An 11,913-nucleotide genomic window follows, 5' to 3' on the forward strand; every position below is an offset into this window, starting at 1 on the left:
AGGGGATCATGGGAGGGCGGATCAGTGGGCGAAGTCAGACTTCCAGTAACCTTCGATCCGGGTTACGAGGGAATCGGGCAACGCTACGTAGTCCAGTGCCGCAGCCTGCTGCTGACCTTTCTCAAGGGACCATTTGAAGAAGTTGAACGCAGCCTGGCTTTGCTCGGCGTTCTTCGGCTGCTTGTACATGATGATCCAGGTGGTCGCCGTGATCGGCCACGCGTTCTCGCCCGGTGCGTTGGTCATGATCAGGTTGAAGTCTTTGGCGCTGGCCCAGTCGGCGGTATCCGCTGCTGCCTGGAAAGCCTTGGCGTTGGGTTCGACAAACTTGCCCGACGCGTTCTTCAACTGGGCGTAGGTCATTTTGTTTTGCAGGGCGTAGGCGTATTCAACAAAGCCGATGGAGTTCTTGATCTGCTTCACGTAGGCCGAAACACCTTCGTTACCCTTGCCGCCCACACCGACTGGCCACGGCACGGTGGTGCCGAAACCGATTTTGGTTTTCCAGCTGTCACTGACTTTGGCGAGGTAGTTGGTGAAGTTGTACGAGGTGCCCGAGCCGTCCGAGCGGTGAACCACGGTGATGTTCGCACTTGGCAGCTTCAGGCCAGGGTTGAGTGCGGCGATAGCCGGGTCGTTCCAGGCCTTGATGTCGCCGAGGAAGATCTTAGCCAGCGCGTCGCCATCGAGTTTCAGTTGGCCCGCCGCAACGCCTTCGACGTTCATCACGGGCACGATACCGCCAATCACGCTTGGGAATTGGCCAAGACCGCCGGCTTTCAGTTCATCGGCCGACAGGGGGGCGTCGGAGGCACCGAAGTCCACGGTGGCGGCCTTGATCTGGGCGATACCACCGCCGGAGCCGATGGACTGGTAGTTGATCCGGTCACTGGAGCTTTTGCTGTATTCCTGGGACCACTTGGACAGCACCGGGTAGACGAAACTGGAGCCGGCGCCCGTGACGTCAGTGGCGTGAGCGACACCACTCAGGCACAGGGCGGTCAACAAAACTGACAGACTCTTTTTGGTCAGCAACATCACGACGACACCTCAAAGGAAAGGATTAAGTGGAGGGCTCCACCTGTCTAAGACGTGACGATTTAATTCCTGAAATGTGTCTGTTTAATGACGGTTTGGCTTTATGAAGAAACATTTAGAAATATTTGTGAGGGCTCTTTTGAAGCCGCTCACTGTTTCTGTGTTTTATCGGCAGGGTTTGGTAGCCACAGGCGCGCTTTGCTTGACCGCGGCCTCGCCACCGAGTGCAACCACATTCACCTGGCACCGCGCAGTCGCAATGAAGCCGTCCTTGGAGAACTGCATGCTGACCTCGTAATCCTTGCCTGCCTGGGGTTCAAACATCACGGGCGGGGCATCACAGCTGCCGTCCGGGGCTGAATACCGAACTTGCACGACACTGGGTTTGCCGGCCGGCAGCACGAATTCGCTGTAGCTGAGCCGATCTGTCTGCAGGCGTTGCGTTGCTTGCGAGGGCGGCATGCCAATGACGTTGTTCTGGTAGTTCTCGGGCTGCATGCCGCGAAGGTCAACAGTGCGCCACAGCATGTAGCTTTCCTGGTGTTTATAAACCGTGGTGTCGATCAGCCCGCGGTTCGCCGCGTGGGTGTTCAGTTGCGCACAAGATTGGCCAGGCTGGTAGCTGCCGATAAATTCCGGGGACGTGAATATCCGCACCCGTGCAGAGGTCGCCGGGTCGTAGCGGGCGGCTTCCTGATCATTCGGAAGGGTGGTTTTGGTGTAGCTGCAGGCCCCGAGCATCAGGCAGGTGAGGGCGAGGGGCAGAGCGTGTTTCATCGTGTCTCCGGAGGTTGATGTTTATTCCGGCGAGAATAGTAGCGCTTTGCCATATTCCTCAAGCCCCGCTCAAAAAAAGAGGGGGCTTTAACATTTCTGAGTCCGCTAAAGCTGACCACGTACCAGAATCGACTCATCGATCTGTGCGATCGACGTCACCCCGGTCAGCGTCATCGCCACGCGCATTTCCTTGGCAAAGATATCCAGCAGGTTCTCCACGCCGCGCTGCCCGTCAGCGGCCAGTGCGTAAGCCTGGGCGCGGCCCAGCAGCACGCCTTTGGCGCCGAGGGCGAGCATGCGCACCACGTCCAGCCCCGAGCGTACGCCGGAGTCCACCAGCACCGTCAGATCGCTGCCCACGGCTTGTGCGATGGCAGGCAGCGCCTTGGCGGTGGACAGCACGCCGTCCAACTGCCGGCCGCCGTGGTTGGAGACGACAATCCCGTCAGCGCCGAAACTCACCGCGTCCTTCGCATCCTGTGGGTCGAGGATGCCTTTGATGATCATCGGGCCTTTCCAGAATTCGCGGATCCACTCCAGGTCCTTCCAACTGATGGAAGGGTCGAAGTTGTTGGCCAGCCAGCCAATGTAGTCTTCCAGCAGGGTAGGTTTGCCCAGGTATTTGGAGATATTGCCCAGGTCGTGGGGGCGCCCCATCAGGCCCACATCGAAGGCCCAGGCCGGTTTGGTCATGGCTTGCAGCATGCGCCGTTGAGCGCCGTAAGGGCCGGACATCCCCGAGTGGGCATCACGGTAGCGTGCGCCGGGGGTGGGCATGTCGACGGTGAATACGAGATTTTTCACCCCGGCGGCCTGGGCCCGTTCCAGGGCGTTTTTCATGAAGCCGCGATCTTTCAACACATACAGCTGGAACCAGATGGATTGCGGGCTTTGGGACGCCACTTCTTCGATCGGGCACACGGAGACGGTGGACAGGCAAAACGGAATGCCTTTGTCCGCCGCTGCCTTTGCCGCCTGGACTTCACCGCGCCGGGCAAGCATGCCGGTCAGGCCTACCGGGCTCAGGATCACCGGCATCGCCAATGGCTGGTCGAACAGCGTGGTCTCAGTGCTCAGGCTCTCGACGTTGCGCAGGATGCGCTGGCGCAGGCTGATGTCGGACAGGTCGGAGCTGTTGGCCCTGAGGGTGTGTTCGGCGTAGGCGCCGCCGTCGACGTAGTCGAACAGGAAGCGTGGCAGTTTGCGGCGGGCGGCTTCGCGGTAATCCGATGCGGACGAAATGATCATGAACAGTGATGCCCCGGAATGAAGAAAACGGTGGGGTGAGGATAGACAAAGGCCTTTCATGGTAAAAACAACTTTTCCAACTTGAATCAAGTCGAAAATGGAATACTCATGAACCTTCGTACGTTGCTGGCCTTTGTCGAAGTGGTGCGCCAAGGCAGCTTCTCACAGGCGGCCGAGGTCGTGTCGCTTACGCAGTCTACCGTCAGCAAGGCGGTCAAGACGTTGGAAGATGAGTTGGGCACGCCGTTATTCAATCGCATCGGCCACAAGAGCGAGCTGACAGCCGCAGGTGAAATTGCCTACCGCCGTGCGCTGGTGTTACTGGCGGAGCGCAGTGACCTGGTGGCCGAGATCAATGACCTGCTGGGGCTCAAGCGCGGCGTATTGCGCATCGGGCTGCCGCCGGTGGGCAGCGGCGTACTGTTTGCGGCGATGTTTGCCCTGTATCGAAAGCGCTATCCGGAGATCGAAATCGAGCTGATCGAGCACGGCAGCAAGAAGCTGGGCGAATGCCTGGAGGCCGGGGAGGTTGATGTGGCGGCCTTGCTGGTGCCGGTGGCGGGGGAGTTTGAGTACCAGGATGTGCGCGTCGAACCGTTGATGGTGGTTATGCCGATTGGCCATCCACTGGCCGGACGCAAAAGCGTCGACTTTTCCGACCTCGCCGACTCACCGTTCATTCTGTTCGAAGCGGGTTTTGCGCTTAACCGGATTATTCTTACAGCCTGTGAGCGCAGAGGCGTAGTCCCGCGCATCACCGCCCGCAGTGCCCAAATCGACTTCATCGTCGACCTGGTGGCCGCGGGCCTGGGCGTGGCGTTTCTGCCGAGCATGCTGGCGTACAAACACCTGCATGCCGGCATCGCCCTGATTCCGCTGGACGAGCCCCAGACCGATTGGCACATCGCCCTGGCCTGGAGACGACAAGCCCATCTACCCCCGGCCGCGCGGGCCTGGCTGGACCTGGCCCTGGAAATGGGTAACGTCCCGGAGTGCGCCCCGCCTGCGGTTTAGCTTTGTGCGATCAAGGTCAGGCGGCTCTTCACGACTTTTTGCAGCAGCTGCGCCAATGCTTCGGTGGAGTAGGGCTTTTGCAGCAAGACGAAACGGCTGGCTTCTTCCTGTGCAATACGTGCGTATTCGTCGTTGTAGCCGGTGGTGAGCACCACCGGCAGCCACGGGTAGAGGGCTTCGATGGCATCCAGCAGCTCCAGGCCACTCATGCCGGGCATGGAGATGTCGGAGAACACCACCTGGAAGCTTTCCGGGTTGGGGGCGAGCGCTTCCAGCGCACTTTGGGCATCCGGCACCCACAGCACATGAAAGCCCATTTGCTCCAGGGTTTGCGAGGTGTAATGACCGACATCGGTGTTGTCCTCCACCATCAACACACCCAGGTTTGAGACGATGGGCGAAGCGCTGATTGATTGAGGTGCCGGCATTGCGCTTGGCTCGACCTTGGGCAGGTACAAGGTGAATTGGCTGCCTTTGCCGCACTCGCTCTGTACCAGGATCTCACCGCCTGATTGCTTGGCGAAACCGTACACCTGAGACAAGCCCAACCCGGTGCCCTGGCCGATGCCCTTGGTGGTGTAGAAGGGCTCGAAGATCGCGTCGAGTTTTTCCGGCGGGATACCTGAGCCTGTGTCGGCCAGTTCGATGGTCACGTAATCGGCAACGCGCACCGGGTGGGCGCGCACCGAGGGCAGCCAGTTGGCCGTTGACACGCTAATCGTCAAATGACCATTACCGGCCATGGCATCCCGGGCGTTGACCACCATATTGACCAGCGCGGTGTCGAACTGGCTCTCATCGGCATTAATAAAGCAGGCATCGTCGGGCACCTGGATGCTCACCTTGACCCGCGAACCGGTCAGGCTGTCCATCATCTCGCCCACCCGCAGCACACTTTCGCCGACGTTGAACACCTCGGGTCGCAAGGCCTGGCGGCGGGCGAAGGTCAGCAGTTGTGCGGTCAGGCGCGCCGCGCGGTCGACGGTGCTGGCGATGGCTTCCACGTATTTGATGCGTCGCGCTTCGCTCAAGGCGGGGGGCTTGAGCAAGTCGGCACAGGACTTGATCACCGTCAGCAGGTTATTGAAGTCGTGTGCGACACCGCCGGTGAGTTGGCCGATGGCTTCCAGTTTCTGCGATTGGCGCCGGGCATCTTCTGACAGGCGCAGGGCTTCCTTGGCTTCTTCCTCGGCCTGGATGTCGCGGCCTACGGCGTGGATGTAGTCGCTGTCGGGCACGGCTGTCCAGGCGATCATGCGGTAGCTGCCGTCCTGGTGGCGGTAACGGTTCTTGAAGTTGGGGAAGTTCTTGCCATCCCCCAGGCGGCTGACCGCCGATGACGAGACGGCCAGGTCGTCGGGGTGCACCAGCGCCAGCAATTGGCTGCCCACCAGGTCGCTTTCGGTGTGGCCGAGCATGCGCGTCCAGGCCGGGTTCACCGCAGAGATCACACCGTCGAGTTGCGCCACCAGCATCAGGTCGGGCGACAGGCGCCAGATACGGTCGCGGTCACGGGTGCGTTCGATCACCCGCTGCTCCAGGGAATCGTTGAGTTTTCGCAGGGATTCTTCGGCTTCGCGCAGGGGCGTGATGTCCCGGGAGACGCAGAGAATTTTCTCCGGTCGGCCGTCACTGCCCATGATCGGGCTGACATTTACATGCCACCATTTCAGGTTGCCGGCCAACGTATTGGCGGCGCCGACAAAGCTGGCGCTGCGACCGTCCCGGGCAGCCTGCACGGCGGCCTTGGCGTCGACATTGCCCTGGTCTTGCCAGAAGTCAGGCCAGGGGCAGCCGCGAATTGCGTTGAAGTCGCTGACTTCCATGATCTGCTTGCCGCCCTCACTCATGTAGGTCAGGCGTGCATCGAGGTCCAGCACCTTGATGCAGTCGTTGATGCTGGCAAGTACGCGCTCGGTGAAAGCGTCGCTGTGGTTCAAGCCTGCGGCGGACAAATCGCTGGCGCCCGATGCGGGTGGGGTATTTGGCCCGGAACCCTTCCCGACATTGCTATTCATTTGAGTGCGGCCGCGCGTGTTAAATGGCCTTAATCATGTCATTTCGACACCTATACCACCAGCGACTTGATGCTTATTCCACGGGCGTGCCGCCTTGCTGGATGAAGTACTGGCAAATCAGCCGATCTTCCCGCAGGCAATGCTCGCTGGCAGGAAAACCCGTGGCCTCGGAAAAGAACCCGGCCATGGCCCGGCATACGCACTGTTCGTCGCGCACCACACTGCCCACCGGGCAGGTGAAATTACGCACCATCACGCCGCCCTCCTGAACCACCGCCTCGGTGCTGGCGCCCAGGGCATCGGCGGCGGCCATGGCGGCACGCAGGCCGCTGTCGAAGTCTTTCGGGTGGTCCAGGCCGGCGCTTTGTGCCAATTGGCGGCCGGTCTGCTCCAGCACGTCGCCCAACTCATCGGCGGCGTAGCGGTCCTTGAGCACGGTGAGCAGGTGGGTCAGCAAGATCTGATAGGCCGTCGACGTAACGTCTTCACTGCCGGGCGCCGCTTCGAACACCACCGGCGGTTTGCCCACGGTGTTGGGCGGGCGGATCTTGCTGCGCCGCACCAGGCCTTCGGATTCCAGCTGCTTGAGCTGCACGATGATCGCGTTGCGGGTGACGGCCAGGTGCTCGCACAACTGCACCACGGTCAGTGGCTCGCGTTGCAGCAGGTTGAGGATATCGCTTTTGGTGCTCACGGCAGGTTGGGTTCACTGGCTGGTTTGAGGGGCGAGTATACCGTCAACCGTTTTGAAAACGGGATAAAAACAATAATGACAAAAGTTATTGTCGTAATTGTTTTTTGTCGATTAGAATCTGCCGGGATCACCCACCACCCTGCAGGGCGCACCATGAAAAACCCCACTCATTTACTGTTGGCAGTACCTTTTGCACTGGCCTTGATTGCCAGTGCCGCGGCGCAAGACGCACCGGCCCAGGCATCCACCCCGACCCAACTGGTCGACGCCCTCAACGGCGTGTTCGGCCAACACCCCGGTGCGCGCGCCGTGCACGCCAAGGGTGTGGTGCTGGAAGGGCAGTTCACCCCGAGCCCGTCGGCGGCCGCGATTACCAAGGCGGTGCATTTGCAGGCGAGTGCCGTGCCGGTGACGGTGCGCTTTTCCAACTTCGCCGGGATCCCGGATATTCCCGACAACCACGCCCTGGCCAGCCCACGTGGCCTGGCGATCCGCTTCGCGCTGCCCGGCGGCGGTTCCACCGACATCGTTGCCCATTCGTTCAACGGCTTCCCGTCGCCCACCGCGGATGACTTTCGCGACTTGCTGATCGCCCTTGGCACCAGTGGCCCGGACGCGCCCAAGCCCACGCCGCTGGACGGCTACCTCGCCAGCCATCCGGTGGCCAAGGCGTTCCTCACGGCCCCCAAGCCGGCGCCGGAAAGTTTCGCCTCGCTGCCCTACTATGGAGTGAACACCTTCAGGTTCATCAACGAGGCGGGCAAGGTGACGTTCGGTCGTTACCAATTCCTGCCGGTCAGCGGCGCCCATTACCTGACTGATGCGCAGGCCGCCAAGGCGCAACCGGACTACCTGAGCCAGGAAATCCAGCAGCGCATCGCCAAGGCTCCGGTACGTTTCAAACTGGTGGTGCAGGTGGCCGAGCCCGGCGACAAGCTGGACGACCCGTCCATCGCCTGGCCGAACAGCCGCCCCGTGGTTGAACTGGGCACCGTCGACATCACCCGCGCGGTGGCCGATAACGTGGCCGCGCAGAAAGGCCTGATGTTCCTGCCCAACAACGTTCCGGCAGGCATCGAGCCGCAAGACCCGATGATCAACGCACGGTCGGCCGCCTACCCGGTGTCCTTCGGGCGTCGGCAGTAAACGATCAATAACAAGAGGAAACCCTGATGAGCCTGATACCGAACAACTCGCTGATTACCGAAACCCCTGAAGACGGGCGCCAACTGGCGATCAAGATGGCCCGCCTGGTGATCAAGGCCACCCAGCCGGATGAAGAGGTTCGCACTCGGCTGCGTGATGTGTACGCCAACGACGCGGCGATGCTGATCAGCATCGGCCAGGTGGTGGCGACGGAGTTTGCGACCATCGCAGCGGCCAACAAATACTGGGTTCGCTGACGATAATGAAGGTGCAGCCAGCGGGCTGCACCTTCATGAAAACCCATCAGTCACATTCGGGTTTCAAGGTCTGAACAAGTACCGTAAAAACCACCGAAGTCTTTGAAATCAGTAAGATTGTCGGACAATTTTCAGCATGAAAAACTCTTCATAATTTGCCCGCTCGAACATTGGTAGCTTCCCCGGGCTGCCCAATAATTCGAGTTCTAATAATGAATAAAAAACTCTTCAAGAGCGCTTTGGCGCTGTCGATTTCCCTTGCCTCCACCTCCCTGTTCGCCGCTGGTTTCGCCCTCGATGAGCAAAGCATCAGTTCAATGGGCACCGGTTTCGCCGGGCGTTCCTCTTCTGCCGAGGACGCCAGCACGGTGTACGGCAACCCGGCCGGTATGGCCCGCATCAAACACAATGAAGTGAGCGTCGGGGCAACCTACATCGATGCCAGTTCGAACATCAAGAATGCCAGCTCCTCGCAATTTGGTGCCAACAACCCGGGCACCGACAAGGGCGACATGGTGCCGGGCATCTCGGTGCCGATGGGCTACCTGGTGACGCCGATTGATGAACACTGGACCTTTGGCCTGGGTGTCTACGCGCCGTTCGGTCTCGAAACCGACTATGAAAGCGCCTTCCAGGGCAACGGCTTTGGCAGCAAAAGCGTGATCAAGGTTGTCACCGTCCAGCCAACCGTCAGCTATGCCTTCAACGACAAGGTCTCGGTGGGTTTCGGGCCGACCTTCAACCGTATCTCGGGTGAGCTGGACTCCAACGTGCCCCTCGGTGGTGGCGCCGGTGAACAGGTCAAGATCAAGGGTAACGACACGTCGACCGGTTTTAACGCCGGTATCCTGGTGCAACCGCTGGAAAGCACGCGCATCGGTCTGACCTACCATTCGCAAGTGGTCTACCACCTGACCGGCAAGACCGATGCTTCCGGCCTGGTGTCCGACGCCTTTGATGGCGGCCCGCAACGCTATGACGCCAGCCTGAATGTGACCACACCATCGTCGGTGGATTTCTCGGTGACCCATCAGTTGAATGACGACTGGACCTTGTACCTGGGCAGCACCTACACCCGCTGGAGCCAGTTGAAGAAAATCACCGTCAACAACGAAGGTGTGTCGGACCTGGCGGCCCAGTTCGGCGGTTTGAACTCGATCACCGAACAGCAAAACTGGCATGACACCTGGTCCCACGCCATTGGCGCGTCGTATCGGGTCAACAAGCAGTTGGTGCTGCGTACGGGGTTCTCGGTGGACCAGACGCCGACCAACAACACCGACCGCTCCGTGCGTATTCCAACGGGTGACCGCACCATATTCAGCCTCGGTGCCGGTTGGACGCCAATCGAAAACGTGACCTTTGACGTGGCCTATTCCTACCTCAAGGAAGAGCCGATCAAGGTCCGCCAGAGCCAGCCAGCTCTGGGCCTGACCTACGACGCCAAGTATGAAAACAGCGCCAGCGGGTTTGGTGGCTCGGTGACTTACCGCTTCTGATGCACTGAAAGAGCGCAAAGAGTCATTATTGTGGAGTGGCTCTTTGCTATCAACTGTATCGGTCCTGCTACCAAACCCTCCCTGTCTTGGTTCGATTAAGAGCCATCCAGCTCAAGACAGGGATCGTCATGACTACGCTTTCGCCCATCAGCTCCGCCATCGCCCTTATCAATCGACCCACCGTTGCGCCGCCCGCCACGCTGACGCCAGAAACGGATGCCTAGGCTGTGCGCGCTTCCTCGGTGGTCAGCCTCGGCAATGTCGCGGTGGATGTTCAAGCCGAGACGTATTCCCGCAACGGCCAATTGCCCGGCCATGGACCGATCAACGCCTGGGAACGTGACGGCCTGGATGCGGTGACCAAAGCGATCAACACGAATTTCTATGCACTGCCCAGAGCCACGGGGATCAGCGGCTTGGGCACGACCCTGATCGAACAATTCTCCAAGGAGGGGGCCGACATTTTGACACGGCCAGCAGCTCGGCGAAGATCACCTATAAGGACGGCTTCCTGACCAACGCCGCCGTGGACCAAAACGCCAGCCAGAACACCCGTACCCAGCGCTATGAAATGGGTTCATTGATTAAAGACACTGTGGTGCCGAACCAGGCCAGCAGCCATCGCGACTACCTGGTGTTGCTGGAGTATGCGGCGCGGGAAGGCAAGAAGGCCCAGGGCGCCGATGAGACCATCCTTAAGGATGCGTTGGCGAACATGCATCAGGGTGTGTTGCTGCAAGACGATCCTAGCGCTTTGCCCTGCTAAACCGGTCGAGATGAAAAAGGGAAACCCGGGCGTGGTTTCCCTTTTTCATGCCCTGGTGAATCCCAGATTAGGCTTTTGAATCCATTCGATATTCTGTAGCCTTGCGCAGCTTCACCGTGCTTGATGAACACAATCACTTCGTCCGGCGGCGCCCGAAGGGCTCCAGAGCCGGTGGTACACTCGACTTTCGCGCAACTGCGCCTGCAGGTCTTGCGAACATGACCCAAATTTCCGAACGCCTTCTGGTCCAAGCCCACCTCGACGCCAAGCAGCCCAAAGTGCTGAGCGCTGAAGAAGAGGCGGGCTACCGTACTGCCATCGCCGCCGAGCTCAAGGCTCAAGACGCGGTGTTGGTGGCGCACTTCTACTGCGACCCGGTGATTCAGGCCCTGGCCGAAGAAACCGGTGGCTGTGTGTCCGACTCCCTGGAAATGGCCCGCTTCGGCGCGGCGCACCCGGCCAAGACCGTATTGGTGGCGGGCGTGCGCTTCATGGGCGAAACGGCCAAGATCCTCACCCCTGAAAAACGCATCCTGATGCCGACCCTGGAAGCGACGTGCTCCCTGGACCTTGGCTGCCCGGTGGATGAGTTTTCGGCGTTCTGTGATCAGCATCCCGAGCGCACGGTGGTGGTGTATGCCAACACGTCGGCGGCGGTAAAAGCCCGGGCGGACTGGGTGGTGACGTCCAGTTGTGCGCTGGAGATCGTGGAAAGCCTGATGGATAACGGCGAGACCATTATCTGGGGGCCGGACAAGCACCTCGGTACTTACATCCAGCGTCAGACCGGCGCCGACATGCTGCTGTGGGACGGTGCGTGCATCGTTCACGAAGAGTTCAAGTCCAAGCAACTGGAAGACATGAAGGCGCTGTACCCGGACGCAGCGATCCTGGTGCACCCGGAGTCGCCGACGTCGGTGATCGAGTTGGCGGATGCGGTGGGGTCGACCAGTCAGTTGATTGCGGCGGCGCAGCGGTTGCCGAACAAGACGTTCATTGTGGCGACCGACCGCGGGATCTTCTACAAGATGCAGCAGTTGTGCCCGGACAAGGTGTTTGTCGAGGCGCCGACGGCGGGGAATGGGGCTGCGTGTCGTAGTTGTGCGCATTGCCCGTGGATGGCGATGAATACCCTGGAGCGTACGCTGCAGTGTTTGCGTGAGGGGAGTAATGAGATTTTTGTTGAGCCTTCGGTGATTCCGCAGGCTGTTAGACCGCTGAAGCGGATGCTGGATTTTACTCAGGCTGCGCGGTTGAGGTTGGCTGGGAACGCTTGATCTTGTTTGTGTACATGTCCGTTGCTGCGGTAACGGCGGCTTTGGCTGTGTACATATCCGTTGCTGCGGTAACGGCGGCTTAGGGTTCCGCTCTTACAGCGGGTCACTTTTGGCAAACGCCCCAAAAGTAACCAAAAGGTCTTTGCCCCACCACTCGGTGCCTCGCCTAGGCTCGGCAT

The 11,913-nt window shown here is 60.2% G+C and carries 12 protein-coding genes; 7 read left to right on the top strand and 5 right to left on the bottom strand.

Annotation, left to right across the window (positions count from 1 at the left end):
- Positions 1 to 21: 21 nt before the first annotated feature.
- The 3 genes from pstS to lldD all read right to left on the bottom strand — a co-directional run bounded on the left by pstS (position 22) and on the right by lldD (position 3,063).
- The gene (gene pstS / locus HX855_RS04785; RefSeq protein ID WP_177089331.1) at positions 22 to 1,038 is read right to left on the bottom strand and encodes a phosphate ABC transporter substrate-binding protein PstS; all 1,017 of its coding nucleotides are present in this window, start codon (positions 1,036 to 1,038) and stop codon (positions 22 to 24) included.
- Between the two features lie 165 nt (positions 1,039 to 1,203).
- Positions 1,204 to 1,815 (bottom strand): hypothetical protein, encoded by a 612-nt coding sequence (locus HX855_RS04790; protein ID WP_177089330.1) that lies wholly within the window; start codon positions 1,813 to 1,815, stop codon positions 1,204 to 1,206.
- A 105-nt stretch (positions 1,816 to 1,920) separates the two neighbouring features.
- Positions 1,921 to 3,063, bottom strand: a complete 1,143-nt coding sequence (gene lldD, locus HX855_RS04795; RefSeq protein WP_177089329.1) for an FMN-dependent L-lactate dehydrogenase LldD — start codon at positions 3,061 to 3,063, stop codon at positions 1,921 to 1,923.
- Positions 3,064 to 3,171: 108 nt separating this feature from the next.
- On the opposite strand from lldD, the gene HX855_RS04800 reads away from it, so the two are divergent.
- Positions 3,172 to 4,077, top strand: a complete 906-nt coding sequence (locus HX855_RS04800; protein WP_177089328.1) for a LysR family transcriptional regulator — start codon at positions 3,172 to 3,174, stop codon at positions 4,075 to 4,077.
- Here HX855_RS04800 and HX855_RS04805 read toward each other — a convergent pair.
- Together HX855_RS04805 and HX855_RS04810 are read right to left on the bottom strand one after the other, a co-directional pair.
- A complete protein-coding gene (locus HX855_RS04805) occupies positions 4,074 to 6,032 on the bottom strand; it encodes a PAS domain-containing sensor histidine kinase (protein WP_177089390.1) in 1,959 nt (652 codons plus the stop codon). The two genes, HX855_RS04800 and HX855_RS04805, sit on opposite strands and share 4 nt — an antisense overlap.
- A 136-nt stretch (positions 6,033 to 6,168) precedes the next feature.
- The gene (locus HX855_RS04810) at positions 6,169 to 6,789 is read right to left on the bottom strand and encodes an ArsR family transcriptional regulator (RefSeq protein ID WP_177089327.1); all 621 of its coding nucleotides are present in this window, start codon (positions 6,787 to 6,789) and stop codon (positions 6,169 to 6,171) included.
- A gap of 153 nt (positions 6,790 to 6,942) precedes the next feature.
- Between HX855_RS04810 and HX855_RS04815 the strand changes: the two genes are divergently transcribed.
- The 6 genes from HX855_RS04815 to nadA all read left to right on the top strand — a co-directional run bounded on the left by HX855_RS04815 (position 6,943) and on the right by nadA (position 11,734).
- On the top strand, positions 6,943 to 7,935 hold the full coding sequence (locus tag HX855_RS04815) for a catalase family peroxidase (RefSeq protein WP_177089326.1): 993 nt from the start codon (positions 6,943 to 6,945) through the stop codon (positions 7,933 to 7,935).
- A gap of 26 nt (positions 7,936 to 7,961) precedes the next feature.
- Complete coding sequence (locus HX855_RS04820; RefSeq protein ID WP_177089325.1) at positions 7,962 to 8,192, top strand: hexameric tyrosine-coordinated heme protein; 231 nt, start codon at positions 7,962 to 7,964, stop codon at positions 8,190 to 8,192.
- Positions 8,193 to 8,404: 212 nt separating this feature from the next.
- Positions 8,405 to 9,691, top strand: a complete 1,287-nt coding sequence (locus HX855_RS04825; RefSeq protein WP_177089324.1) for an OmpP1/FadL family transporter — start codon at positions 8,405 to 8,407, stop codon at positions 9,689 to 9,691.
- Between the two features lie 227 nt (positions 9,692 to 9,918).
- Positions 9,919 to 10,206, top strand: coding sequence for a hypothetical protein (locus HX855_RS33175; RefSeq protein WP_256353079.1), 288 nt, complete (start codon positions 9,919 to 9,921; stop codon positions 10,204 to 10,206).
- An 11-nt stretch (positions 10,207 to 10,217) separates the two neighbouring features.
- Positions 10,218 to 10,457 carry a hypothetical protein gene (locus tag HX855_RS33180; protein ID WP_256353078.1) on the top strand — a complete coding sequence of 80 codons (240 nt, stop codon included), beginning with the start codon at positions 10,218 to 10,220 and terminating at the stop codon, positions 10,455 to 10,457.
- Between the two features lie 218 nt (positions 10,458 to 10,675).
- Positions 10,676 to 11,734 (top strand): quinolinate synthase NadA, encoded by a 1,059-nt coding sequence (gene nadA / locus HX855_RS04835; protein ID WP_177089323.1) that lies wholly within the window; start codon positions 10,676 to 10,678, stop codon positions 11,732 to 11,734.
- The last annotated feature ends 179 nt before the right edge of the window (positions 11,735 to 11,913 follow it).

Origin of the sequence: Pseudomonas sp. IPO3778 (assembly GCF_013386825.1) — a bacterium.
Lineage (GTDB): Bacteria > Pseudomonadota > Gammaproteobacteria > Pseudomonadales > Pseudomonadaceae > Aquipseudomonas.

Excerpts from the sequence above, each read along its gene's own strand:
- pstS (WP_177089331.1), bottom strand. The coding sequence starts at position 1,038 with ATGTTGCTGACCAAAAAGAGTCTGTCAGTTTTGTTGACCGCCCTGTGC.
- HX855_RS04790 (WP_177089330.1), bottom strand. The coding sequence starts at position 1,815 with ATGAAACACGCTCTGCCCCTCGCCCTCACCTGCCTGATGCTCGGGGCC.
- lldD (WP_177089329.1), bottom strand. The coding sequence starts at position 3,063 with ATGATCATTTCGTCCGCATCGGATTACCGCGAAGCCGCCCGCCGCAAA.
- HX855_RS04800 (WP_177089328.1), top strand. The coding sequence starts at position 3,172 with ATGAACCTTCGTACGTTGCTGGCCTTTGTCGAAGTGGTGCGCCAAGGC.
- HX855_RS04815 (WP_177089326.1), top strand. The coding sequence starts at position 6,943 with ATGAAAAACCCCACTCATTTACTGTTGGCAGTACCTTTTGCACTGGCC.
- HX855_RS04820 (WP_177089325.1), top strand. The coding sequence starts at position 7,962 with ATGAGCCTGATACCGAACAACTCGCTGATTACCGAAACCCCTGAAGAC.
- HX855_RS04825 (WP_177089324.1), top strand. The coding sequence starts at position 8,405 with ATGAATAAAAAACTCTTCAAGAGCGCTTTGGCGCTGTCGATTTCCCTT.
- nadA (WP_177089323.1), top strand. The coding sequence starts at position 10,676 with ATGACCCAAATTTCCGAACGCCTTCTGGTCCAAGCCCACCTCGACGCC.